The sequence below is a fragment of the Nostoc sp. GT001 genome (assembly GCF_030382115.1).
Lineage (GTDB): Bacteria > Cyanobacteriota > Cyanobacteriia > Cyanobacteriales > Nostocaceae > Nostoc.
Window position 1 is genome coordinate 3,955,452 of the sequence record NZ_JAUDRJ010000003.1, and the last position, 26,914, is coordinate 3,982,365.

At 43.8% G+C, this 26,914-nt stretch carries 17 protein-coding genes and 2 pseudogenes; 10 read left to right on the forward strand and 9 right to left on the reverse strand.

Annotated features, from left to right (window positions below; genetic code table 11):
- Nucleotides 1-45 precede the first annotated feature (45 nt).
- Entirely contained in the window at nucleotides 46-435 is a 390-nt protein-coding gene (locus QUD05_RS19750) for a hypothetical protein (protein ID WP_289797555.1), read from the forward strand.
- A 280-nt stretch (nucleotides 436-715) separates the two neighbouring features.
- Here the strand turns inward: QUD05_RS19750 and ptsP are convergent, their stop codons facing one another.
- Nucleotides 716-3,286, reverse strand: coding sequence for a phosphoenolpyruvate--protein phosphotransferase (gene ptsP, locus QUD05_RS19755; protein WP_289797556.1), 2,571 nt, complete (start codon nucleotides 3,284-3,286; stop codon nucleotides 716-718).
- Between the two features lie 88 nt (nucleotides 3,287-3,374).
- Nucleotides 3,375-3,692, reverse strand: a complete 318-nt coding sequence (locus tag QUD05_RS19760) for a hypothetical protein (protein WP_289797557.1) — start codon at nucleotides 3,690-3,692, stop codon at nucleotides 3,375-3,377.
- Nucleotides 3,693-4,125: 433 nt separating this feature from the next.
- Between QUD05_RS19760 and QUD05_RS19765 the strand changes: the two genes are divergently transcribed.
- The 3 genes from QUD05_RS19765 (at nucleotide 4,126) to QUD05_RS19775 (ending at nucleotide 7,467) form a co-directional block, all read left to right on the forward strand.
- On the forward strand, nucleotides 4,126-4,584 hold the full coding sequence (locus tag QUD05_RS19765; protein WP_289797558.1) for a M67 family metallopeptidase: 459 nt from the start codon (nucleotides 4,126-4,128) through the stop codon (nucleotides 4,582-4,584).
- Between the two features lie 140 nt (nucleotides 4,585-4,724).
- On the forward strand, nucleotides 4,725-5,897 hold the full coding sequence (moeB, locus tag QUD05_RS19770) for a molybdopterin-synthase adenylyltransferase MoeB (protein WP_289797559.1): 1,173 nt from the start codon (nucleotides 4,725-4,727) through the stop codon (nucleotides 5,895-5,897).
- Nucleotides 5,898-6,267: 370 nt separating this feature from the next.
- A complete protein-coding gene (locus QUD05_RS19775; RefSeq protein WP_289797560.1) occupies nucleotides 6,268-7,467 on the forward strand; it encodes an MFS transporter in 1,200 nt (399 codons plus the stop codon).
- Between the two features lie 173 nt (nucleotides 7,468-7,640).
- Here QUD05_RS19775 and ftsH4 read toward each other — a convergent pair whose 3' ends face one another.
- Entirely contained in the window at nucleotides 7,641-9,509 is a 1,869-nt protein-coding gene (gene ftsH4, locus QUD05_RS19780) for an ATP-dependent zinc metalloprotease FtsH4 (RefSeq protein WP_289797561.1), read from the reverse strand.
- A gap of 1,049 nt (nucleotides 9,510-10,558) precedes the next feature.
- On the opposite strand from ftsH4, the gene QUD05_RS19785 reads away from it, so the two are divergent.
- Complete coding sequence (locus QUD05_RS19785; RefSeq protein WP_289797562.1) at nucleotides 10,559-11,215, forward strand: class I SAM-dependent methyltransferase; 657 nt, start codon at nucleotides 10,559-10,561, stop codon at nucleotides 11,213-11,215.
- Between the two features lie 107 nt (nucleotides 11,216-11,322).
- Here QUD05_RS19785 and QUD05_RS19790 read toward each other — a convergent pair whose 3' ends face one another.
- Entirely contained in the window at nucleotides 11,323-12,279 is a 957-nt protein-coding gene (locus tag QUD05_RS19790; RefSeq protein WP_289797563.1) for an aldo/keto reductase, read from the reverse strand.
- Nucleotides 12,280-12,483: 204 nt separating this feature from the next.
- Here QUD05_RS19790 and QUD05_RS19795 point away from each other — a divergent pair, with 204 nt between their 5' ends.
- Nucleotides 12,484-12,774, forward strand: a complete 291-nt coding sequence (locus QUD05_RS19795; protein ID WP_289797564.1) for an SDR family NAD(P)-dependent oxidoreductase — start codon at nucleotides 12,484-12,486, stop codon at nucleotides 12,772-12,774.
- Nucleotides 12,775-12,936: 162 nt separating this feature from the next.
- Here the strand turns inward: QUD05_RS19795 and QUD05_RS19800 are convergent, their stop codons facing one another.
- Together QUD05_RS19800 and QUD05_RS19805 are read right to left on the reverse strand one after the other, a co-directional pair.
- Nucleotides 12,937-14,511: a protein kinase domain-containing protein gene (locus QUD05_RS19800; RefSeq protein WP_502911401.1), complete on the reverse strand. Its 1,575-nt coding sequence runs from the start codon at nucleotides 14,509-14,511 to the stop codon at nucleotides 12,937-12,939.
- A gap of 313 nt (nucleotides 14,512-14,824) precedes the next feature.
- Entirely contained in the window at nucleotides 14,825-15,322 is a 498-nt protein-coding gene (locus QUD05_RS19805) for a hypothetical protein (RefSeq protein ID WP_289797565.1), read from the reverse strand.
- Between the two features lie 1,128 nt (nucleotides 15,323-16,450).
- Between QUD05_RS19805 and QUD05_RS19810 the strand changes: the two are divergent.
- A pseudogene (locus tag QUD05_RS19810) lies at nucleotides 16,451-17,032 on the forward strand (class I SAM-dependent methyltransferase); the annotation flags it as partial.
- A 347-nt stretch (nucleotides 17,033-17,379) separates the two neighbouring features.
- Here the strand turns inward: QUD05_RS19810 and QUD05_RS19815 are convergent.
- Nucleotides 17,380-18,933: a YcjF family protein gene (locus QUD05_RS19815; protein WP_289797566.1), complete on the reverse strand. Its 1,554-nt coding sequence runs from the start codon at nucleotides 18,931-18,933 to the stop codon at nucleotides 17,380-17,382.
- A 240-nt stretch (nucleotides 18,934-19,173) separates the two neighbouring features.
- On the opposite strand from QUD05_RS19815, the pseudogene QUD05_RS19820 reads away from it, so the two are divergent.
- Nucleotides 19,174-20,629, forward strand: a pseudogene (locus tag QUD05_RS19820) (carotenoid oxygenase family protein).
- 132 nt (nucleotides 20,630-20,761) lie between these two features.
- On the opposite strand, the gene QUD05_RS19825 reads toward QUD05_RS19820, so the two are convergent.
- Both QUD05_RS19825 and QUD05_RS34115 read right to left on the reverse strand, forming a co-directional pair.
- Nucleotides 20,762-22,102, reverse strand: coding sequence for a transposase (locus QUD05_RS19825; RefSeq protein WP_289794346.1), 1,341 nt, complete (start codon nucleotides 22,100-22,102; stop codon nucleotides 20,762-20,764).
- A gap of 463 nt (nucleotides 22,103-22,565) precedes the next feature.
- Nucleotides 22,566-23,087: a hypothetical protein gene (locus tag QUD05_RS34115; protein ID WP_502911437.1), complete on the reverse strand. Its 522-nt coding sequence runs from the start codon at nucleotides 23,085-23,087 to the stop codon at nucleotides 22,566-22,568.
- A 374-nt stretch (nucleotides 23,088-23,461) separates the two neighbouring features.
- Between QUD05_RS34115 and QUD05_RS19830 the strand changes: the two genes are divergently transcribed.
- Nucleotides 23,462-25,999: a calcium-binding protein gene (locus QUD05_RS19830; protein ID WP_289797567.1), complete on the forward strand. Its 2,538-nt coding sequence runs from the start codon at nucleotides 23,462-23,464 to the stop codon at nucleotides 25,997-25,999.
- Nucleotides 26,000-26,358: 359 nt separating this feature from the next.
- Nucleotides 26,359-26,841 carry a hypothetical protein gene (locus QUD05_RS19835; RefSeq protein WP_289797568.1) on the forward strand — a complete coding sequence of 161 codons (483 nt, stop codon included), beginning with the start codon at nucleotides 26,359-26,361 and terminating at the stop codon, nucleotides 26,839-26,841.
- Nucleotides 26,842-26,914 lie beyond the last annotated feature (73 nt).

Here is a 26,914-nt window from a genome sequence, read left to right on the forward strand (position 1 = left end):
TAAAGAATTGGTATAAATCGTAAAAACAATTAATCGGAGAACATCGTGAAAATAGCGATTATTGCTAAAACATTAATTACATCTATAGGTTTGCTAACTTTGTTTGCCCCCAGTCAAGCATCGGCTCAACTGATACCGCAACCTTGGGTTTCAGTCGGTGGAAAAGATGGTGATGTAACTTATGCTGTCGGAGCGAGGGCTTTGAATTTCGGGGTTGAAGTGGGAACTGGCCCTGATGGTGCTACGGGAGTTGATGTTTTAAAATTTATCAATTTGCCTGTAATTTCACCTTATGTAGGAGTTGGACTTTATTCAGAGGATAAAGGTGTTGCAGTTTCAGGTGGCGTTCAGGTAGGTGCTACTAATAACGTTTTTGTCGGTGCTGGTTACAATTCTATTCGTGGCTTTAATGGGCAACTGGGAATAAGATTTTAATTAATTCGTAATTCGTAATTCGTAAGGGACTTCCAGAAAATAAATTATCCAATTTACTCAGATAATATTTTTCTTTCTCCCCCTGCCCCCTGCCCCCCCGGTTACTGAGCTTGTCCTGAGCGTAGCCGAAGGGCGTAGTCGTTGGCGTGGTAACAGAGCGTAGTCGAAGTGCAGCCTCTCGTAGAGAAGTATGCTCCCCTGCCTAGACAGCGATGGGATATTTTTTTAGTTGGAAGTCCCTAATGACGTTCTCCCAACTTCATTATTAATTACAAATTAATTATGCAGGGGGAGTAATTGAAGTTGAGATTAGTTCTCTAACATCCTTTGCGGAATCTTGTTGTAATGCTGATGCCGCGATCGCTTCACTTTCAACTATACTTAAGCGAGCGATCGCTTGCTTCACTCCAGGTATACTTTGGGGATTGACGCTCAATTCATCCAGCCCTAAACCTAATAAAATTGGTGTTGCTAAAGTATCTGCTGCCAATTCTCCACATAATCCTACCGAAATCCCCGCTGCATGGGCAGCTTGGACAGTTTGTTGCAGCATTCGTAACACGGCTGGATTTAGCGCATCAACCAAATTTGCCACGCGGGGATTAGTGCGATCGCTAGCCATGACGTACTGACTCAGGTCGTTAGTACCTATACTAAAGAAGTCTACTTCAGCAGCTAATTGATCGGCGATCGCAACCGCTGAGGGAACCTCCACCATAATCCCCACTTTCATCGCTGCATCAAATGCGATACCAGCTTGAGTTAATTCAGCTTGCACTTCACCCAAAATTACCTTAGCTGCACGTATTTCAGTTACAGTAGCAATCATCGGCAACATGATCTTAATTTGGTGTCCCACACTAGCCCTCAAAATTGCCCGTAACTGAGTTTTGAAGAGTTCTGGACGATCTAAACAGAAACGAATTCCCCGCCAACCCAAAAAAGGGTTAGCTTCTGGAAACCCTACTCTGATATAGGGAAGCGGCTTATCACCACCGACATCGAGGGTACGAATAATTAGCGGACGATTATCTAAAACTTGAGCGATCGCCTGATACACTTCTAGTTGTTCTTCTTCAGTGGGGGCACTTGTCCTATCAAGATAAAGAAACTCTGTGCGGAGTAGTCCCACCCCTTCTGCACCGCTAGCCACCGCAACTTGCACATCACTAATACTACCAATGTTGGCAAAAACGCTAACTTGCCGACCATCATGAGTAATTGCTGGCTGATGTGCCGTAGCTCGTGCTTCCTGTTGGGCAGTTTGCCAAGCTGACTGCTTTGCTGCCAGTAAATCCAGGATATGTGATTCTGGTTCTACCCAAGCTTTGCCACTTTCACCATCAAGCGCCATTAGTGTACCATCTACCAAGTGCAACACCTGGGCATCCACTCCCAGAACTGCGGGAATACCCAATGTCCGGGCGATAATTGCGCTGTGAGATGTGGCACTGCCTAAAGTCGTACAAATACCCAACACCTTTGTCGGATCTAGTCCAGCGGTATCTGAGGGGGTTAAATCAGTCGCCACCAAAATGGCGGGTGACTCAAGATGCAGGTTAGCCGGAGCCTTCCCACCTAGTAATCGCAGCACTCTTCGCCCGACATCCACAACATCGTCAACGCGCTCTTGCAGATAAGAATCCTCAAGTGCGCGGTAGGAAGTCGCTACTTCATCGACTACAGCTTGCCAAGCGGCTTCAGCATTTATATGGTTGTCTAAAATGCGCTGATGAGCCGCTTCCAACAGTACTGGATCTTCTAAAAATAGTAGTTGGGCATCAAAGATGGCGGCTTCAGCATCACCAATTTGCAGAGATGCTTGGGAAAAAACTGCTTGAATTTCTTGTCGGGCAGTGTTGATCGCTGCCTGTAATCGTTGCCACTCTGCATCAGGATCGTTTACGTGGTATTCCGTAATAGAAATGTGGGTAGGTTGATAATGAACAACAGGTGCGATCGCTACTCCAGCGGAAGCTGCAATTCCCGAAAGTTCGCCGTGAGTTGTTGGTGTAACTTCATGGTGAAATGCTGGTGGAGAATTCAAAGTAACATTATCTTCACTCTCCGGGTTCGGCAGTCCCTCTTTGTTGGAACAATAAGACTGGGCTGCCTCACCAAAGTTATTTGCGAATAATCCCTGTAATGCCGCTAGCGCCTCATCTGCATCAGAACCAGTGGCAGTAATCACCAATTCGTGTCCTTGACGTACCCCTAAAGTTGTGACTTGGTTAATACTGTCACCCCTGACTAGCTCAGTATTTCTCGTTAAATTCCGTACCAGAATTTGAGATTGAAACCGGGCTGCGGTTGCCACAAACTGGGCGGCGGGGCGGGCGTGTAATCCTAAGCGATTGCTCACAAGCAGCCGGATTTCTCGCGTTGGGGATTCTATATTGGTTGTTATTGGGCTGACAACAGACAACGGCCTACTAACTACACCCAATTGAGTTGCTTTGGCGAGAAGTGCCCCGCGTGCTTCCGCCATAACTTGATGAATATCTCTACCAGCCGCCGCCGCCACCACAGCAGCGATCGCGCCTTCTACTAGAGGTGCTTCACACAAATACACTTTCTCCTGCTGTGCTTCTGGCAGAAACTCGATTGCCATTTCCGCACTCAGCAAAGCACTACCCAAATCCATCAACACCAAGACACCATCATCAGAAAAAACAGAAGCGATCGCCTCATAAACCTGAATCGGATCTGTACCCAATGGATTTTCCGGATCTTCAATACCTGCTGCAACAGCAATGGGAACTTGGTTCTGAACCATCTGCGCGGCGAGTTCCCGCACACCCAAAGCTAGTTGTCTACTGTGAGAAACGATAACAATTCCGATCCCTGCCACACCGTCAACCTTATTGAGAGGTTTGCGTTTAGCTAGTTATCCATTTCATTTTCTCATTCCGCACCGCTAAAAATAGCGCTAATCTTTATTACAATTGCAACTGCCCAAAAATATTCCGGTCTTTCCAGCTAAAAATACGAATAAAATAGCCTTCTTTTACGGAAATAGGTGGTTTCCACTCATAAACTCCATCGCTAGCAGTACGGGAAGAAATGTTTTGGATAAGTTTGTTCCCATCGTACAACTTAATCGAGACATCGCTGTCAAAATTATCCCGCCACAATATTAAAAAAGGTTGATCCTTCTTTGGAAGTACTTTATCAACTGGCTGACTAATTGAGATTTTGGCTAATACTTTTGCCGGATGATCGCTATATCGGTAAGTGACAATCGCATTTTTCACCACATCTTTGGGTCTGTTCGCGAAGCGTCTCGTAGAGAAGCCCTGTGCTTCACGCAATGCTTTAAAGTAATGAGTAAGGAGTAATGAGTAATGAGTAAGGAGTAATGAGTAATGAGTAAGGAGTAATGAGTAATGAGTAAGGAGTAATGAGTAATGAGTAATGAGTAAAAACTTATTACTTATTACTTCTTACTCATTAGTTTTCCCCGGCACTTGCGCAGGCTTTAAGAGGTGTGGTGAGAAATCCGGGAAAAGCTACTCAGAATCGGCAGCAAAAAAAGCAGTAAATTGATTAGAGCATTCATCGTCTTGCGATCGCAATTCCACAAAAAGTTGTTGTTACTACTTTAAGGCTAATGAGTTGTGATGCCTGCGGTAAATGCTCGCCCACGCATGACGGTATTTACTATAGGCGATTAAAATTCCGAACGCAGACATGATCCAACTTAGTCAAAAACACTTGCAAACCATCCGCACTCATGCCGAAAGCACCTACCCAGATGAGTGCTGTGGTATAATTTTGGGCTATCTGGCTAATGAGGGCAAAACTGTGGTAAAAGTCATGCCAACAGAAAATGCTTGGAATACAGAAGCGGCTGCTGAGTTTCCAGGGGGACGCACAACAGAAAGTAAAAGACGGCAATATACGATCGCACCCGAAGTTATGTTAAAAACACAAAGGGAAGCTCGCGATCGCTCATTGAATATTATCGGCATTTTTCACTCCCATCCAGATCATCCTGCTATACCCTCAGAATGCGATCGCCTATACGCTTGGCAGGGATACTCGTATATAATAGTTTCCGTCCAAAACGGCAAAGCTGGAGAACTAAAAAGTTGGAGCCTTGATGATACTCATCAGTTTCAAATAGAGGCAATTGAAAATATAAAATAACTGACTTGGTTTAAAGACAGTCATTCATCGCGGTTTTCGCCGCCACCACAAATGAAAATTCGTCTTTACCACTCCTATCTCTATATAAGATCCAGTTTTTCGATAGGATTAATATTCCGCTTTCCCACATCATAACTGCTATGCTCAATCCCAATCTGGACGAAATCCAGTTGACCAAAGACGATTACGAACGCTACTCCCGACACCTGATTTTACCGGAAGTAGGACTAGAAGGACAGAAGCGCCTGAAAGCCGCTAGTGTAATGTGTATCGGTACAGGTGGACTCGGTTCACCATTACTTTTATATTTGGCGGCGGCGGGTGTTGGACGCATCGGGATTGTCGATTTTGATGTTGTCGATACTTCTAATCTGCAACGCCAAGTAATTCACGGGACATCCTGGGTGGGTAAACCCAAGATTGAATCGGCAAAAAACCGCATTCACGAGATTAACCCCTATTGTCAGGTTGATTTATACGAAACTCGTCTGACTTCCGAAAACGCCCTAGAACTGATTCAACCTTACGATATCGTAGTGGATGGTACTGATAACTTCCCCACCAGATATCTAGTTAACGACGCCTGCGTATTGCTGAATAAGCCCAACGTCTACGGTTCAATTTTACGCTTTGAAGGGCAAGCTAGTGTATTTAATTACGAAGGTGGGCCAAATTATCGTGACCTTTTCCCAGAACCACCACCACCAGGGATGGTTCCTTCTTGTGCAGAAGGTGGCGTCTTAGGAATTTTGCCAGGAATTATTGGTTTAATCCAAGCAACCGAAACTGTTAAAATCATTCTCGGACAAGGCAACACTCTTAGCGGGCGATTGCTGCTATACAACGCCTTGGATATGAAATTTCGGGAGTTAAAGCTCCGTCCGAACCCGATTCGCCCAGTAATTGAAAAGCTGATAGACTACGAAGAATTCTGCGGGATTCCACAAGCTAAGGCAGAGGAGGCAAAACAGCAGATGGAAAGTCAAGAAATGACTGTCAAGGATTTGAAGGAATTGTTGGATAGCGGTGCGAAGGATTTTGTACTGCTAGATGTTCGCAACCCCCACGAGTACGACATTGCCAAGATTCCGGGTTCAGTGTTGGTTCCTTTACCAGACATTGAAAATGGGAATGGTGTTGCTAAGGTGAAGGAAATATTGAACGGCCACCGCTTAATTGCTCATTGTAAGATGGGCGGGCGATCGGCAAAAGCCCTAGCTATTCTCAAGGAAGCCGGGATTGTCGGGACGAATGTCAAAGGCGGAATTACCGCTTGGAGTAAAGAAATCGATACGTCAGTTCCGGAGTATTAACAAGAGAGGCAGGAGGCAGAAGGCACAAGGAAGGGTTAAAGGGGAAGGGTGAAAGGGGAAAGGAGAATATCTGTCCTTTTCCCTTTAACCTTTTCCCTTTCCCCTCTTCTTCTGCCGTGAGCAGAGCGAGTTTGCAGTTTAAATCCCCACTTCCCATCTGCTGATGACGTTTTTAGAATTAAAAGTTAAAAATTATTCTATTTTTAATTAATTAATTTTGGTACAGAGCTAACAATGATAGATAGCGTAATGTTAGCGAGGCCACGTACTCCTGCAAAGAAGCAAGCTAGGCGCAGCGTCTCGTAGAGAACGTCTTGAAATTTTTAATTAATAATTTTTAATTTTTAATTTTTAATTGGAGCGAAGCGACTTGACTATCTCGAAATCTCATTTCAATATTTTATGGGTGCAAGTTTGGGTGTTGGCAGCGGTGCAGGGAGCAATTACCCTCTCGTGGTTAATTTATAATATTTATTTGCCGCAACTTTTGACTCAGTTTGGTTTTCCGGCCTCATTGGCAGTTGGTTTGGTGCTAGTCGAAAATGCTTTAGGTGCGGTGCTGGAACCAGTGATGGGTGGACTTTCAGACCAAGCTAGACGCTGGGTAGGAACTCGGTTTCCTTTTATCTCAGTAGGTATGATTCTGGCATCGGCTTTGTTTATTGCCATACCATGCGTTGTAAGTTTGATCCCGCCCACTACCGTGATGCGATCGCTCTTACCTATAGTATTGGTAGCCTGGGCATTGGCAATGACAATATTTCGCTCTCCAGTCATGTGCCTATTAGGAATGTATTCGACACCATCCCAGTTACCTCTAGCAGTAAGTTTTGTCACTTTGGTAGGCGGTGCGATTGGGGCTTTTAGACCGATAAGCTACAAGTTTATTTTGAGCTTAGGGCCAGTTTATACCTTTGCGCTCGGTTCTTTTGTGATGCTGGGGGCGGCGGCTGTGTTGCGGTTAGTCAATCCTCCAGAAGCACCAGTGGATAGACACCAAGCAGAAATAGTAAAGTTGCCCTTACAGAAATTGGCGTTGATTTTAGGAACTGGTTTCGGTGTAGCGTGGGGTATCCGTTTTCTCATGGATGTCTTGGGTAAAGTGCTGAAAGCCCAACTGAATACTGATAATATTGATGTGCAAATGGTGTGGATTGGATTAGCGATCGCAATTGCCAGCATACCAGCAGGAATCTTCGCCGTCAAAATTGGTAATAGTCAAGCCATGCTTTGTGGAATCTGTGCAATCATTCCTTCGTTATTGATAATGATATCTCTGGGCGCACAAATTCCGATAATTGTAGTAATCGTTGCGAGCTTTAGTTTAATTGTCAACGGCGCAATTCCTTTTGCTTTAGGATTAGTACCCCAGCGCTGGGCGGGATTAGGAATTGGGATGTATTTTGGTGGGTTTGCTTTAGCGATGAGTTTGTTTGGCGTTATATTTCCCCAACCGCAACAGATAACACCTTTTTTTGGTGCTGTTGGAGGTGGATTAGCATTTTTCCTGGCTGGTGTTTGCATTGCGGTGAGTGGAATTTCTGAAACGCAGAGGAACGCAGAGGTTTAACGCAGAGGGACGCAAAGTTATCTTCTGCGTCCCTCTATGTATGAATTACGAATTACGAACTTGTACTGAGTTTCGACTGCGCGGTAATCGAGCGAAGTCGAGATTCAACTACCGCGTAGCCGTAAAGCCTGCGGCATAGCTACGCTTCGGGCGCAGCCTCTCCAAGAGTTGTATTACGAATGAGTTACGGGTTTAACTTGACTCAACAAATCGTGCAATTTTTCGCCTTCAATGACCTCTGTTTCTAAGAGTTGAGTAGCGATCGCTTCTAGCAAGTCTCGATTCTGTCTGAGAATCTCTAGGGCTTGTTCGTGGGCTGTTTCCACGATTTCCTTGACTTCTCTATCAATGGCTTTGGATGTGTCTTCACTTACTGCCCGCCGGGGATTAGCACCACCATTACCCAGGAATGCTGCTTGTTGTCCTTGTTGGTAAGCTAATGGCCCTAAGACTTTGCTCATACCATAAGCTGTTACCATCCGTTCTGCCAAGTCAGTTGCTCGTTGCAAATCGTTGGAAGCACCTGTGGTAATACTGTTAAACACAATCTCTTCAGCGGAACGTCCACCCAACAAAGTTGCAATCTGACCCCGCAGTTCGTGTTCATTCATTAAAAAGCGGTCTTCAGTTGGTAATTGCAGAGTGTAGCCCAAAGCTGCCATCCCACGAGGAATAATCGAAATCTTTTCTACACGACCGTTTCCTGTTGTGAGCGCCCCGACCATTGCGTGACCCACTTCATGGTATGCAACAATCTTTTTCTCAGTCTCGTTCATCACACGACTCTTCTTCTCTAAACCGGCGACTACCCGCTCAATTGCTTCAGCAAAGTCTTCTTGAGCAACACTTTCACGGAGATTGCGCGCTGCTAATAATGCGGCTTCGTTTACCAAGTTTGCCAAATCTGCGCCAGCAAAACCGGGGGTACGAGTAGCGATCGCTTTTAAATTTACATCATCTCCTAATTTTACCTTTTGAGCGTGAATCTTGAGAATTGCTTCACGACCAGATAAATCGGGACGGTCTACCAATACTTGACGGTCGAAACGGCCTGGACGCAGCAATGCCGGGTCTAGGGTTTCGGGGCGGTTGGTAGCTGCGAGGACAATCACTGTTGCATCCCCAGCTGCAAACCCATCCATCTCAGTTAGTAATTGGTTAAGGGTTTGTTCGCGCTCATCGTTACCACCGTAGAAGCCGTTACTGCTACGAGACTTACCAATTGCATCTAATTCATCAATGAATACAATACAGGGAGCTTGTTTTTTGGCTTGTTCAAACAAATCCCGCACTCTGGAAGAACCTACACCGACAAACAATTCCACAAACTCAGAACCAGAGATGCTGAAAAATGGAACTCCTGCTTCTCCTGCTACGGCTTTCGCTAAAAGTGTCTTACCAGTACCCGGAGGGCCAACTAACAACACACCTTTGGGAATCCTAGCGCCGATTTGCGTAAAGCGTGCTGGAGTCTTGAGGAAATCCACAATTTCCACCAACTCAGTTTTCGCTTCTTCTACCCCAGCCACATCTGCAAAGGTGATTTTAGCAGATTCGCCTTCAACGTAAACCTTAGCTTTGCTCTTACCAATGGAAAGCGCACCTTGGGGGCCACCGCCACCACCACCACGAGCGAGAAAGAACTGCCAAATACCAATAAAAATCAGTGGTGGAATCACCCAACTCAAGAGGGTTGTAAACCAAGTATTTTTGGGTGGCGGTGTAGCAGCGAACTCAACTCCCTTTTCTTCTAGCAGTTTGGGTAACTCTAAATCAAAGATTGGTGTAGTTGCAAACACCTGGCCCGGCTCGGAATTTTCTGTTTTTAGTTGGTAAATAATCTGGTTTTGACCAACAGAAACACGGCTAACTTCCCCTTCCTGTACTTGATGAATAAATAGGCTATAGGGAACACCAGCAGGGCCGGAAGCAAATAAACCAGGCAAAAATAAATTTAGGAGCAGGAATAAGCCGGATACTGCCAGTAATATATTAGCAACGATCCGAAACCGAGGTGACTTAGGCTGTTCTTTAATTCCCATAGATGTTACCGATCCTTAAATAATGAAAACTAACTTGAAAATTGGGCATGGGACAATAGGCAGGCGTGTGGAGGGGCAGAGGGGAAAGACTTACTACAACTTCCCCTCTGCTCCCCTGCTCCCTGCTTCTCTGCTTCCTCTGTTCCTTGTTTCCCTTAACGCTCTGATAAACTTGATTAAAGACNNNTCAAAAATGCTGGTATATTCGCATCTGAGCAATGTCTACGACGGGCTGTAAGGCTCATGATGCTCGTTAGCCCTAAGACTCGCTAACGATAAGGCAAAGTTGTTGAGCTTGTCTCGATCTTTAAGTATACTACCGTTTCTCATAATTTCTCCCATTTAGCGATGTTCGCAGCATTTTTTTACTTATTTATGTAACTAAACTTAACAATTTAATTAATCTTTGTGAACTAACGAGCAAATACGGTTTACCGTACTCAAAAAATATGCAGAGATTGGGAGACGCAAATAAAAATCCCCCACTAAGAGTTATTCTGGAGCCTTGGCGGAGCTTTTCTTGCTCCACTCCTGAATTCGGCGTTGCATATATGCGGTTCCTCCTAGCCATTAATAGACTTCTTGGCATTTGTCGGGGAAAAGGGTAAAGAAACTCAAAATCCTTTCCCTTTAACCTTTACCCTTTTCCCTAAGAGTGCAAAAACATATTTTTGCAAGAGGTCTAATGTCCATCATGCGACCAGTGGGGGCGATCACTAGATATTAGGTATGGATGGAACATCTTTGGCAGCAATTTCATTATTACTAATACGGAAAGTATAGTGCATTAAATAAGCTCGTTCTGAAGGGCGAAATACTGAAGATATATTAATAGCGATGGTTCATCATCGTATATATAAACGCCTCTATCCTTTTGTCATTTCTGTGATATCTTACGGTCAGTCTGCTACGCGTAATAGGTTATTAAATTCATCCTATCAGGTGAGTCTAATGGGTGAGGTACAACAAACACGAAATATTGTACCTTGAGGCTATCAAATAGTTGTTTAGCACCCCAATTTCTCGGCTCAAAAATTAGGAAGTAGATAATGACTGTAAACCAAATTATTGGAGATTCAAAAAATAATATTTTTGCAAACCTTGGTAAACATTTTTTTGCCTGGATGATGACTTCAAATAGTAGTAAATATGATAGAATTGTCAGCGATCGCAAACGTTCTCTTTTTGCTAATCTCCAAGGTAAAGTGTTAGAAATTGGTCCCAGAACAGGCGCTAACTTACCCTACTATCCTAAAGATATCCATTGGATAGGAATCGGGCCAAACTCACATACGCATTCCTCTCTCCAAAGACAAGCAGAAAAACTGGGTTTAAATATCGACCTCCGCATTGGTAATGCTGAATGGTTAGATGCTGAAGATAACAGTATAGATACTGTTGTTAGTACATTGGTTTTGTGTTCAGTGCCAAATATAGATTATACATTGCAGGCAATTTTAAGAGTACTTAAACCAGGTGGACGCTTTTTATTTATTGAACATGTTGCCGCACCTCAAGGAAGTTTATTGCGACAAATCCAAAACACAGTTAGTCCGATTTGGAAAGTGATAGGTGACGGTTGTCATCCAGATAGAGAAACTTGGATAGCATTAGGAAATGCTGGTTTTAGTAGCATCCATTATGAGCGATTTGATGCGCAATTACCAATTGTTAGTCCTCATATTATCGGTGTAGCGACAAAATAAAAGTATGAATAAACCCCCGACTAAGGGATTTCCAAGAAATAGTTGGATATTTTTTGATTTGGAAGTCCCTAAAGCCGTGGGGTTTATGAGGTTTTCCACCAGAGATTTTATGGATTCTCGCGCAGGAAAGTATCAATATCATTTAGTTCTTGCTGATTGAGGCGAAAGTCTCCAGCACCAATGATTCCTTCCACCTGCTTAGGATTGCGTCCGCCAACGATCGCCGCAGTCACCGCCGGATTATTTAAAGTCCAAGCGATCGCAACTTCACCTGGGGAGCGATCGTGTTGTTTACCAATGTGTTGTAACACCTCAACTAACTTCAGGTTACGAGATAGACGTGGCTCCTGAAATTCACTACTATTTTTGCGCCAATCATCATCTGGGAAATTAGCAACCCGCTCAGGTGTCATCTTTCCTGTAAGCAAACCAGATTGCATAGGTGAATACACAATCACACCTATATTATTTTCCAAAGCAAAAGGCAGAATTTCCTTTTCGACATCACGCTTCACCAGTGAATAAGGCGGTTGCAATGACGTAACTGGTGCAATCTCCTGGATACGTTTCAACTGTTCGACATTGAAATTGGAAACTCCAATATAGCGAACCTTACCCTCATCTTTGAGCTTGGCCAAAGTTGTCCAGCCTTCTTCGATGTCTGAATCAGGGTTAGGCCAGTGGATTTGGTAGAGGTCGATGGTTTCAATGTTGAGTCGGCGCAGACTGGCTTCAACCTCCCGCCGCACAGAATCCGCTTTGAGACTGCGACTAATTTCGCCCTTTTCATCCCAGATCATTGAGCATTTAGTGAAAACATAGGGGCGACTAGATCGACCTTTGAGCGCTTTAGCAACAACCTCTTCAGAATGCCCTAAACCATAAATAGCTGCGGTGTCAATCCAATTAACGCCAAGATCAAGAGCGCGATTGATCGCAGCGATCGATTCCTGGTCATCTTGCTCTCCCCAACCAAAAGCCCATCCACCTCCACCAATTGCCCAAGCACCAAAGCCGATTGGGGTAATGTTAAGCTCCGAATTGCCAAGCTGTTTGGTTTGCATATCTACCTTCTTCAAGAATTTCTGAGTCAATTGTTACTTTACGCTGCAAAAATTATCTCAACAGCTATCTGAGGTGTGAATTACTACTGGTGCAAACACGACAGCCAACCACTCTTAAAATAATTCGTAATTCGTAATTCGTAATTACCGACTCTGCGGCTAAACAAATCGAGAGCGAATTCGGAAAACTTGATATCCTTCCTTGTGAACAATGCTGGAATAATAAGTGATGGCGATGCCTACGGCGGTAAACTACGCCTTTTGCCTAGTCAAGTTGATATTGAAACACTACGACATACTTATGAAACGAATGTATTTGGAGTGTTTGCAGTTACAAAAGCGTTGTTGCCACTTTTAAAGAAATCAAAAGCAGGGCGAATAGTGAATTTATCAAGTGGTTTAGGTTCTCTGACTCAGAACTCCGATCCAAATTATGAATTCGCTGACCTTAAGCTTCTTGCTTATAACTCATCTACGAAACCTACCGAATATTAACCTCTTGAAGGTAATTTACTCCTTGAAGATATTCAACCTTAGTAACTGAGCTTTTAGGGACGAATAAATTTGTTCTTTTTGCAGAAGCTATCCTTTGATAGTCAGCTACCACGCGTTGTTTTTGAGTATACTCATTCAATTTGACTTGAGCTTGAGCATAAACTAGAGTATCTTGGGGAATATTTCTAAGAAATTTGACGGCACGATCGAAATCACCAATAGATGCTTTTTTATAGGCTTTCTGTAAAAAGTAGGCGCTCTGATCTGCCGCTTGCGATTATATTCAGCTAACTTGTCTTGAACTAAAGCACCCGCACGACTTTCTTGAGGAATTTGACGCAGATATTGTAACGCAGCAGAAAAATCTTTTTCACCTGCTCTTTCGTAAGCTTTTGTTAATAAATCTTGCGTTTGTGCTTCAATGTTTACAGATGCTTTCTGAACTATTTTATCTGTTTTAGATTGCCAATATAAAATCTTGGGAACTTTCGCAGCAGCATGAAGAACATCTGACCATCTGCTCTCCTGAAAAGCTAGTTGTGCTATTTCGTATTGCTGTGCAGCTACTTGCCATTGCTCTTGCCACTCTTCGATTGTGGCTTGTGCTTCTGGATAAACATTGCTGTGGGAAGGAATTGATTTAGCAAGTGCGATCGCTTCTTCTAAATCTCCTGCTTGATATTCTTTTTTTGCTTTAAATAAAGTATCTGTTTCTGAATATGCAGGTGCAGTATTAACTAAAGAATATACACCAAATCCCATCAATAAAGAATTAGCTGCCAATCCTACTTTCATTCCTGTTAAGAATGGCGATGATTTTCCAGACGCAGGATTTTTTGCTACTTCTAGGGAAAATTGAGAATCTTCCTCTAATGTTTCTGATAGCAGAGGTTCCCAAATTATTTGTTTGAGTACCCGCAGTACTTCACCCGCAGACTGAAAGCGGTCTTGGTGATTATAACGGATCATTTGGCTGAGAACAGCAGCTAAATAATCGTTAACTGGCGTGTTTTGAGAACGCCAAAAAATTTCATTAGTAGAAGGATCGGTTTTTAATTGTAGTGGTTCTAGCCCTGTTAAAGCTTGGATAGCAATCATACCCAAAGCATAAATATCACTGTTGGGCTGTGTTTGACCAATAAATTGTTCTGGCGGTATGTATCCCAATGAAGTGACGGGAATTCTATAAATGGGCAATTCTGCACCTATGCCAAAATCGATCGACTGGATTGAGCCAAAGTCAATCAGAACTAACTTGTTATCAACAGTACGTCTGATCAAGTTTTCCGGTTTGATATCGCAATGGATCACACCTTGAGAGTGAACAAATTCTAGAATACCTAAGACATCTATCAAAAATTCTACAACTTCGCTTTCACTCCACAGACACCCGAAATGTTGCTCGATGGGCAATTCCGCAGTCAGCGCATGTCCTTCAATACACTCTTGCACTATATAAAATCGCTCGTTTTCTTCAAAACAGGCGATAAATTCAGGAATTTGGTTATGGCTTCCCAGAAGCTTGAGGGTTTCAGTTTCAGTCAGAAACAGTAACCTCAACATATCCAAGTAGCCGGATTCGGAGCTGCTAACTTTAATCTGCTTAATAACGCATTTAGGATTCTCTGGATAATCTACGTCTACAGCAATGTATGTTTGTCCAAACACCCCTGCACCGAGGCTTTGGACAACTTGGTAACGCCCTTGTAGTAATTTACCGATTATGTGGTGGGTCATGACCTGGTTACTCAGTAAGTCCTTTTATCTAGTTTTTCTGACATTCCCTCCTGTTTCCGGAATACTTTAGAAATAAATAACCAGAATTTTGATACTTTAAATACAAGCTAATTTTTTTAAGTATTTTTGCGTAGTAAAAAGCTGATGTGCAGCTAAATTGTATAACACAAAAACGTAAAATTATTGTAGTGCGGGCATCTTGCCCGCATCGCATATACAAATTAAATACGCAACAGCTTATATCAGTGTTACAAAAATAGAGTGGACAAGGTTTCAGTCTTGCTCACTCTACTCGGCTATCCTTGCTTCATCCTTAGTCTGATACTCGACTCCATGTGGGAGCGATTAACTGCCCAGCCAATCCTCCTTTTTGACCAATCGCAAAAACCTGGGTTGCCAGGAGTATTCTTCCTTTTTTCTGAGTTTCGGAGATTATAAAATTATATGTCACCGTGCCAGTAGAGAAAGGGATCGTAGCAACACCAGTACCATTTGTGGCCACCGAATAAGTTCCATTCGTCACCGGGGGAAGATCGTTAATGCTTCTGGAACAATTAGGAATCGGATTGGCACACGGTAAGTTCGCTATGAGGTCTACAGTTAGTCCACCTTTTCCATCGAAGGTTATCGGCCCTAAGCTGGCAACATTAGCACTGTTGTTGACATAGGCATAATTTCCCTCAAGACTGGCCTTTGTGAAAGTCTGAGCGCTATAGGCCATAGCAGACTGAGCAGTGTAGATACCAAATATGACCAGAATTACCGCCAGTACCTTGAAAATATTCTTCATTTGAGTAGATTTATTTTGCATTTTCCTTACCTCGCTCTAACAACTAAAAATTGAGATTCCCCCACTTGGGGCATGACACAAAAGCTTAAAGACAAGCTCAAGCAAGCACAACCGCTTCACATAGCGGTTAGCTCTCTTGGCTGCTGTCAGCTATCAGTTGCAACAAAGTGCTGCTCTGGCAGGGATAAATATAGGATTTCCCACCAGTCAGATTTTGTAGTAGGCAAACTATTTATGAGACTGTTTTTATCAGTCTAATACCGCTAATTCGGATGATTAGACAGAAAAAACATCTTCAAATAGGCAATTACACTGTGATTAGTGAAAATACTACCACTATTAGGGGAATTAGACTGCAAAATTCCGTATTTCTTCCAATTGGTATGACTGGATATTACACATCAAGTAATCAGGTGTATAGGTATGTTGAACTGTCCGCTGAAACAGTTAAGAAAACGTTCGTTTTTTTGACTTTTATAGTTGCAATTAATCTTGGTTATTGTCAGATTTTGGTGATGATGAAAGGTTACGTACTTTAAGGTAGAAAGTTTTAAAACGTTTTCTTATCCGGGCGTGGGATTTGTGACTTCAAGGGGCGGCCGCAGGCATGCTCACGGCTTTCTTGGGATGCAGATGTTCTATAATCCAAGCAAAGCTTCAATTGTGGGAATTTTTCTTTCCTCTGNCCTTCTGCCTTACCCCAACCAAGATCACCAAAAGTTGCCAAGAACCTTAATCTTGGCTCAAACCGATGATTGCAGGTCACTAGGAAAACGGGAGAGTAATACCTACAACGGGTACGCCACCGCATCCATTTATGAGAACGCTATTTGCCCTATGCTAAAGCGGAAAGTAAAAACAACAGTTATGAAATTTGCACAAAATCTTACCCACCGCAAAGGCTTACTAAAAGCCCTGACTCTAGCAATCCTTGTATTAGCATCCGTAATGCCCCCAACTGTTCTAGCCAACGAGAGTAAAAAAGCAACATTTAACAGCACAACCACGTTCCAAACCATACTCACCAGCAGTCATCGCTCCATTGCAAATCGTGACCGAGATAAGTACCGCCACCCAGCCCAGACCCTCGAATTCTTCGGTCTGCGCCCAAATATGACTGTAGTTGAATTGTAGCCAGGGAGCGGCTGGTATACTGAGATATTAGCCCCATTTCTAGCGTCTAAGGGACAACTCATAGTTACTAACTTGACTGCCAGCATGAGTAAACCCGCTTTGGCTTTCCAAGAGAAGCTGGCAGCTAATCGAGAGGTTTTTGGTAAGGTCAAAGTCGCCCAAATCAATCCCCCAAATGAACTTACCCTAGCCCCAGATAACTCTGTGGATATAGTTGTTACCTTCCGTAATATTCACAACTGGGTCAAAGCTGGCTATGACGAGCAGGTTTATGCGGCGGCTTATAAAGCACTCAAGCCAGGGGGCATCTTGGGAGTGGAAGAACACCGCGCCCTTGAGGGGACTTCTTTAGAAGAGAGTATTAAAACTGGCTATATGTCTGAAGATGGGGTAATTGCTGCTGTGGAGAAAGCTGGCTTTAAATTGGTAGGTAAATCAGAGATTAATGCCAACCCAAAAGATACCAAGGACTATCCGGGCGGAGTTTGGACACTACCTCCAACCTTGAGCCAAGGTCAAAAAGATCGGCAACGCTTTCTGATCATTGGAGAGAGCGATCGCATGACCCTCAAGTTCATCAAACCCAAAGCCTCCTAAGAGGGGAACAGGGAGACAACTGTCGCCTTATGATATCATGTCCGGCTAATTAGTTATAATTCCCAAATCTATGCAGAAAACCCAAAAATCCCTCCCCTCTGCGGTTTTAATGATAAGTCTTTAACCGGACATGATATGACATGAATAATTAGGGCTTGCTGAGGCGATCGCACAAATAGCAGCTTGACTCGCTGGAAAGCACAGGAGCATAATTTAACGTGAGTTCGACGGTTATAAAACGGCAAAAAGCTTGCTAGAGATGAAACAGAAGAAGTTGGGCAGGTGTTGCGTGCGATGGCTAAATGATTTGGGACTGCTTAACAGTAAGCACATTTATTTTTGAATTTTCAATTATTTAATTCTTCATCATGTTCAACCACCTCAGATTTATCTTGTAATGGCTTCACTACCCGTGCGATCGCTTCCTGAATAAAAGCTTTAATAAATTCATCTCTGCGATTAATTTGAAACTGTCGCTGTACAACTTCCGTCATTCCACCATCACCCCAATCTTGGTCATGACGAAAATATTCAATGAAACTTTTACCAGCTATTCGCGTTAAATAAGCTGCTGTCACACCTTGAATTGCTCTACCAATAATGAAGGTGGCAACATTGAGTTGCAAGGCTGTAGATAATAATTGAATTGCTCCTTTAACAATGCCCAAACTGGCGATGGTTTTCGCTAAAGAAAGAGCTAATTCTCGTCCCCGTTCCATATTCAATTCACAGCCATACACTCTGCCAATTTCCACAACCATTTGAGCGTTGACTGCGGCTGTCGCCAATAAATCTACAACTGGTATCGGCGTAACTGATACCACACCAGCACCAATCCATTGAAACCGTTCTACGATTTTGTCAGCTTGACGGCGACGCTGCCCATCAATGAGTTTTCGCGCTTCGTCTCCCAATCGCAGAGATTGCAAAAGAATATTATCCGCCACCAAATCTTCACCCTCGGCTCGTAAAACAGCAGCCGTGCGCCGCAGCAAAGGCACAATATCGGGTTCAGGTTGGAAGGTTTCGCCAGTTTCTAGTTGTGCAGATTGGGGATTAGCAGCGATCGCTACCACATCATTAGTAGCAATAAATCCCCGTACCCGTTGACGCAATCTCGCAAGGATGGATTCTTTATCTTCATCTGTATATAAATCAGTTTTGTTGAGAACTAGGAGCGATCGCTTCCCAATTTCTGCCAACCCCCGCAACGGCTCATATTCTGAGCGTCGTAAATCATTATCTACTACAAACAACAGTAAATCTGCTTCTGTCGCCAATTCTCGCGCCATTTGTTCCCGTTCCGTTCCCGCCACCCCTGCTTCTAAAATCCCCGGCGTATCCGTAATTAAAATCTTGCGTTCTAATCCCTTCAACCGCAGACAATAGGTTTCTCCAACCTGAGTTGTACCCATCGGTGCATCCACCTGACCGACCATGCGTCCCATAATCGCATTAACTAGGGAAGTTTTGCCAGCACTCCCCGTACCAAATACCACTACTTGAATTTCACCCCGTGCGAGGTTGGCTTCAATTTCTCGCGAGCGACTTAATAAAGCTTGGCGTGTGACTTCATCTTGAATTTGCGCTACCTGTTGCCGCACAGCCTGGAGAGTTGTAGAAGCAGCATCAGATTTAGCAGCCGGAATTTGTGCCGCAGTCGCTCGCTTCGGGTTACGGCGCGATCGCTTTTCCCCGGATCTAATCACCAATACATAATAAACAAAAGCGGCAACCAAGGCTCCAATCAGGATAATCAGCAGCAACAGCAGCAAATTGCCTAGCAACGGCGAATAGGATAATTGCCAATAGAGGCGTGATAGGGAATCAATTAGCCATAGGGCTAGCCCCAAAATGACGATCAGACCGACAATCAGCGTTACTATGCGTGACAGAGGCATGGCTGGGAAGGTTTAGTAAGTATTCAGTAGGCAGATGCTTCTAATCTTAATAGTTTCAGCATTTTTTACCAGAGTAGTGAGAAGGAGGCAGAGGAGCAGGGGGGCAGAGGGGCAAGGGTGGGAGAAAAGAGACTTTCCTGATAAATCAACAATGCTTACTCCATTTTTTGCATCTTTAAAAAATTGCAACAATGTAAAAATGCAATTGTCTACATTATCAATATTTCCAGAAGTTTTAGTATGCATACTATTACCAAAAAGTCAATAAATAATTCTTGGGCTGGTGCGATCGCAGAACCAAGCAAAAGAATTTCCCCTTACTCAACTGTCAATTATTTCTGGCAAAATTCCAGATGGCTTGCGTGGCACTCTTTACCGCAATGGTCCTGCACGCCTAGAACGCGGTGGCGCTCGTGTCGGACACTGGTTTGATGGAGACGGGGCAATTCTCGGCGTTCATTTCACAGATGCAGGAGCTACCGGAGTCTATCGCTATGTGCAAACAGCAGAATATCTAGCTGAAACTCAAGCGGATAGGTTTCTTTATGGTGTCTATGGGATGCATACGCCAGGCCCCATCTGGAAGCGCTGGGGCCAACAGATGAAGAATGCAGCGAATACCTCAGTGTTGGCATTACCTGATAAATTATTGGCTTTATGGGAACCAACCAATCCCTACGCCCTTGATTTGCAAACTTTAGAAACGAAGGGATTGGATGATTTAGGTGCTTTGGATAACGGATTACCTTATTCTGCTCATTACAAGCGTGATGCACAAACAGGCGAGATTTTTAACTTTGGAATCAGTATCGGAAGTTCTGTACAACTGAATCTCTACAAAAGTGATGCTACTGGCAAAATCATCCAAAAAACTGCTTTTAAGCTAGATCGCTGCTCTATAATACATGATTTTGTTTTAACTCAAAGGTATCTGGTGTTTTTCATGCCACCGATGCGGATGAAAACACTATCAGTCATTCTTGGTCTGACTACCTTTAGTGAATCTCTGTTATGGGAACCTAAATTAGGAACCCAGGTGTTAATCTTCGATCGCGAAAACTTATCTTTAGTGAGTCGTGGTGAAACCGATGCCTGGTTTAATTGGCATTTTGGCAATGGCTATGAAGATGAACACGGTTCCGTGATTCTGGATATGGTACGATATGCAGATTTTCACCAAACTAATGAGTATCTCAGAGAATTTGCAACTGGTGAGACGCACACAGTAAGTAAAGGAACATTGTGGCAAGTGCGCCTCAATCCTCAAACTGGTAAAGTGACAGCAATACAGGAAGTTGTCAACCGCAAGTGTGAATTTCCCAGCGTGCAGCCATGCCTACGGCGGCAAGCTACGCAAGTTGGGCAACCTTGGCGTTATACTTACATATTATTAATGCCCCAAAGAACGAATACAGATAAAGAATTGTTCAGTGCGATCGCCCGCTTCGACTACAAAACCGAAACCCTCACTGAAGCAGACTTAGGCGAAAACCGCTATCCTTCAGAACCCATCTACGCCGAAGATGCCCAAAACCCTGAGCAAGGCTGGGTGCTAACTGTTGTATACGATGGTAATTCTCATAGTAGTGAAGTTTGGGTATTTGATAGCGATCGTCTGGATGAAGAACCAGTTTGCAAACTAGGATTACCTAGCGTTATTCCCCACAGTTTCCACGGCACTTGGAACCCAGCTTAACAATTTGGGGAAGAAGCAGGGGAGTAGGGGAGACAAGGGGACAAGTTGACATCCTCACCGACCTAAAGGCGCTCTTAAGAAGGAGTAATGAGTAATAAGTAATAAGTAATGAGTAACAATACCTCTGCCAATTTACGAGGGTTCAACGCCAGTGGAAACGGGATGAATACGTCCTAAAGAAGTAAGCTTGGCAAAAATCTGGGTTAATAAAATAGGCTCAGGGATTTCGGGAAGCATTTTTAACATTTCACGAACATATCGAAAACCACGATGGTAAGCCTTAAGGTCAATAATGCCAGAACCGGGATTGAGTTGCTGGAAATCAGCGAGAAGATGGTGGGATAAATTGACCATAAAAAATGCTAAATTAGAAGCATTAGTCACGGCAGTTTGGCTCAGGTTCATAAAATCTTCCAATCCCCAAAACTGCTTGGCATCCCTAAAATTAAACTCGATTTGGAAACGGAGTTTGTAATAGTCGATAATTTTTTCAAATGACAGAGTTAGGTCGCTAGAAAAAATAATTACATGGCTGCAAGCATTAGTTTTAAGATTGGTTTTGACCAAAATCACTACATTGAGAGCTTGGGCAAATTCTTTGTGAATAAGAGTGGCTTGATAAATATCAGTTTGAATATCATCCTCAATAGCACTTTTACATAAGTATTTGTCAGGTATATTACGATAGTCTAGCTTATCACCGTATTTACGACGAGAGCGCTTACTGGAGTCAGGATTTTCATAAGGGAAGTATAATGCTGAATCATGGCGCAATTTGGAAATTATCTGCAAGTTGACAAGACGTGCCATCTGCAAAGCATTGTTGTTACCAAAATGACCATCTACTACCAAGTAGGTGAGGGAAATAGAGTTAGCTAATAACTTGAATAGTGAACCAATCATTTTCTGAATTAGTATTAATTCAGATGTTAATATCACTTCCTTTTTATTTTTGTTTTTACTTCCTTTTGGTCGTCCACGCCCACGCTTTTCTTTTTTGTTTGGTTTTTCGATTGTCGAGGTACTTTTTGTTTGAGTATCTTTCTTTATTACCTGTTCTATCTGAATCGGAAACGAGTGCCTCTGTTCAACACTCACTAATGATAATACAAAGAAAGATAATCCTGATATCGGTTTATTGGCTAGGCTAGAAAAGAATCTATCTAATCCATAAGTCTTTTTACCCGATTTACTGACTACAACTTCATCTCCTGCAAGCAAATATACCTCATTCGCACGGAACAAATGCTTGCGGAAAAATAGCCAAAACAATGTAGCCCAAGGTATTACTGTATGAAAAAACCGCAACATCGTCCGATAACTACCACCAATGCCTGCCCAACGGGAAATTCCCAACATCGTGACTCGTCCGCTCATCGCTAACATAGCCAGGATTATCTGGTTCAATTGCCGCATCGTCGTAGCGTTTATCTGCGGTAGCAAGCATTGTAGCAGTGATAAGATATCGGACATGGGCTGATTGTAGTTTTTGAGTTGTCGTTGTGAGAGACAATAACTCTACTACATCGGCCCTCTCTCCTCATCCTCTTATTTTGGCTAAGGTATTGGAGTAAATACCCATTTTTCATCCACTCATTACTCCTTACTCATTACTTTAAAGCATTGCGTGAAGCTTTAGGATTCAGACCCAAATATATGGTGACAAGAGGTAAGAACTTGCAACAAGTCTTTGCCCTTGTCTCGAATGGCACTAAGAAAAGCGGAAAAGCTTATCAATTAAGCAGTTTGTAATTGTTTACGTAATTCATGCCGGGGTTTTGTCATTAAGGGGAAAATTTTGGGGCGACGTTTACGAACTCGTGGTTGACTTCGACCTAAGCGGTCGGGAACAGCCTTGTGAGCAACAACTTTTAGCAAAGTGCGATAAATTCGGAGGCGTTTTTGAGAAGTTGCTGCTAATAATTTGGGAATAAAGTTAATTAATAGAATAAATTGATTTATCNNNGAGAGTAGAAATTAAACTAACNNNTTGAGTACGAAAACTAGTAATAACGATGTAGTAGTAAATTTCTCTTACAATTATGGTTTTAGGTAGAGCATCAAATTCATCTTTACTCAATCCTTTTGGACAACTTCTAGGCTTATAACAAGTAACTAATTTATCGCAATCTCCAATAATTTTACCTTTCTGCATAGTTGTTGTACGAGATTGATGCTTACAAAATACAGCATCACAGTCAAGCTTTTTGATAGTAAACATATCGGCGTAAGCACAAAAAACTCTATCTCCTATAAGCACATCATTGGGTTTAAGAGAACTGTACAGTTCTCTTGCTAATTTAATATCATGAGTGTTCAAAACGTCTATGCATAAAGCAACGGCGGCTCCTGTCACCAAACTGAATATCACACCAATTTTCGCAATTGGAAACCCACATCCGGGCTTNNNACTACTTTTACTTGGATATTCTTTTTGGTTTTCTACGGTGTTCGGCATAGACACTGTTGACCCATCTATTACTTTAATATTGCGACCATACCATAAATGTTCTTTTGTCACTTTATCTTCTAGATTTTGTACTGAGGAGTTGAACAGTTTTTTTTCTAATAATCTCTCTGGAAGCCTTGCTCTGGCGCGACAATATCCGCTTGTATCACTTGTTCGCGGAGCGTCTCGAAGAGAAGGAACTTCTACCTTTTCTTCTGCTAAGGTATTTCTTCACAAGATCCTCACATTCTTATTGTAGCTTTCATTGTAGCTTTTAAATTGAACTACCTATCTAGGGTTTTTCCCCGCTGGCAGGGCTATTCATAGATGACATCTTTGCCAGCGAATATCTCTGAATCAAACTTATAAGCGAGGGGATTGATATGGCAGACATTATTGGAGACAACCAGAATAACACTCTAATTGGCACGTTTGACAATGACGCTATCCTTGGTCAGGGCGGTGATGATAACCTCTTTGGTCGGGGCGGCAATGATGACCTCTTGGGTGGGGCTGGCAATGACTCGCTTAATGGCGAGGACGGCAATGACCTTCTCAATGGTGAGGACGGCGAGAACACCCTGCTTGGTGGGTTGGGCGATGATGTCCTCCTTGGTGGATCTAGCAATGACCTTCTCGATGGCGAGGATGGGGACGATCAACTCCTTGGCAAAGGCGGTGACGACACCCTGCTTGGTGGGTTCGGTAATGATGCTTTCCTTGCTGGATCTGGCAATGACCTTATCGAAGGCGGAGACGGAAATGACCGACTCGCTGGAGAAGACGGTAAAGACCAACTCTTTGGCGGGGAAGGGGTTGACACGCTCAATGGCGGGGCTGGCGATGACCAGATTGATGGCGAGAATGGCGATGACAACTTGATTGGTCAGGCTGGCGATGACACCCTCCTTGGCGGGGCTAGCCATGACCGACTAGAAGGAGGGGACGGGGATGACAAAATCTTTGGTGGGACTGGCAATGATACTGCTGACTATTCAAATAGCACTGCCGGTGTCACCGTCAACCTGGCGACTGGAACCGCCAAAGGAGGGGCTGGGAATGATGTCCTGTTTAATATCGAACAAGTCTTTGGTTCTGCTTTCAAAGACTTTCTAATTGGCGGGCGCGGTAATGACTCCCTCTTTGGTAGAGGTGGCGATGACCTGCTTGATGGTGGAGTTGGCAATGATCTGCTTGATGGCGAAGAAGGCAACGATACTGTCCGTGGTGGGGCTGGCGATGACACCTTGCGTGGTGGGACTGGCAATAACCAACTTTTGGGTGGAATTGGTGTTGATACTGTTGATTATTTCAGTGCCACTGCCGGAGTCACGATTAACCTTGCCACTGGAACCGCTACAGGGCAGGGCAGGAGTGATGTCCTGTTGGAGATTGAAAGAGTCGTTGGTTCTAGGTTCAATGACACCATCCTTGGCGGAGCTGCCAATGACTTCTTCATCAGTGGTGGGGACGGGAATGACTTTGTCAATGGTGAGGCTGGTAATGACCGCCTCTTTGGCGATAACGGCAATGACACCCTCCTTGGCGGGGCTAACGACGACTTTATCAATGGCGGGTACGGCAATGACTCCCTGCTTGGCGGTAGCGGCATTGACATCCTGCTTGGTGGGGCTGGCAATGACTTTCTCAATGGTGAGGACGGGAATGACAACCTCATTAGTAGAGAAGGCAATGATACCCTGCTAGGCGGCAGCGGCAATGACGCCTTGCTTGGTGGGGATGGCGATGACCAACTCCAAGGTGGAGGCGGGGATGACCAACTCTTTGGTGGGACTGGCATTAATACTGCTGACTATTCAAATGCCACTGCTGGAGTCACCGTTGACCTTGGCGCTGGAACTGCCAGTGGGGGAGATGGGAATGATGTCCTGTTCAATATCGAGCAAGTCTTTGGCTCTAGTTTTAGCGACTCCCTGATTGGAGGAGGCAGCAGTGATACCCTCTTTGGCAGAGGCGGCAATGACACCTTGCTTGGTGGGGATAGTGATGACTTTCTTGATGGTCAGGAAGGTAATGACCTCGTCTTGGGCGAGAATGGGAATGACAGCCTGTTTGGCGGGGCTGGCAATGACCAAATCGAAGGAGGAGAAGGCGATGACACCCTCCGTGGCGGGGCCGGCAATGACACTCTCTTTGGAGGACCTGGAAATGATGTCCTCATAGGCGTTGATACTAACGGTTCTGATTCTCCTGGATTAGGGGAGGTTGATACCCTAACTGGAGGGCCTGGGGAAGATCAGTTCTTACTTGGAGATGCTACTAATGTCTTCTATGACGATAACAATAGTGGAAGTACTGGTTTGGCAGACTACGCTACCATCAGTGGCTTCAACTCCAATGAAGATACAATCCAGCTCAAAGGAACACTGGCAGACTATCGCTTGCAGACTGTGGGAGCCGATACAAGGGTATTTCTGGACAACTCAGGAGAAATAGATGAACTCGTTGGTGTTGTGCAAGCATCGCCTCTGAAGCTTGATAGTGACGACTTCCTGTTCTACGAGAAAGAAGATGCTGCACAAGGGACAAACAATACACTAGCCACTGCTGAGAAGCTAGGTACTTTAACATTAGGTTCAGAAGTTAATACCTCTGCTCAACTGGCAAGACTTCCAGGGAACAATCCTGATTTCGACTTTTTCACATTTTCTTTAACTAACCCAGGAACTGTGACTATTAGCACGCTGAATTACAGTGGTGTCTTTCCAGTTCTCGGCGTATTTAATAGTGCTGGGAACTTACAGAGTTCCAGTACTTCTCAATCAATCACCGCTTCACTAGGGGCAGGTACTTACTCCATTTCAGTAAGTGATTATGATTACTTCCCTCAAAATGGCGGAATTTTCAGTTCTGGCTTTTTTGATCCTGGTTCTTATACGCTAGGAGTCACTGTAGCCTAAAGACAAATGGTACTAAGAAAAGCCGAAACAGTCGCCTACGCAGCCAAGCGTCCACTGCTATTAACGAATCAATACTTGTAATGCTTATACAGCATACTTTACAGCTTTTCTTAGTGCCATTTGCCCTTGTCCCCAAGTCCTCTTTCCCATACCCATTCACTCTAATCTTCGATAATTGCTAAGGAATGAGAATTAAATAACATCGACTTTTGTAGGTTGGGTTGAGTCTGCGAAACCCAACATCTCTGGGGCGTTGGGTTTCGTACCTCAACCCAACCTACACAGGTTATTAAATCCACGATCCTAAGTGTAAAAACGTAGTATCCTACATATTGGTATCTAAAAATAAGTCCAAAATCATGAGGAGAAACCCGATAGCATTACTACTTAGCGGAGTGATTGTCAGCTTTGGACTGTCATCATTGTTAGCTCAAGCACAACAACAGGTTTCTAATGCCCAAGTCGCGGCAATGGTAGAAGCGTTGCGACTAGCTGCACCGCAGACCAGCACCGCAAATGATGGACTCTACAGTGAATGGCAAGTTAAACCAGAAACCTTAAAAGGCTGGTCGAAATATTGTCTTAAACAAGAACTAACACCAACGCAGTTTGAAAATAGCCCCGCGAAGGCACGTCAAGTCGTTTCTTGCATCACGCGCCGTGAGTTTAACAAACAATTTATCACCAGCAATAATAATGAAACCGCTGCTGTGCGTGGCGTCGGTTGCTGGTGGATGACTGGCAGCTATACAGGCTGCAACAGCGGATTTACTGCTACATATCTTCAAAAAGTTGTGGCTTTTTACCAACAGCAGCGTTCAAAACCAGCAACTACTCCATAGATATCACTAAATTAATCGCCGCGATGTGGCAATAGAAATATGAGTGAAAAGTAATGTAGAGACGTAGCAGTGC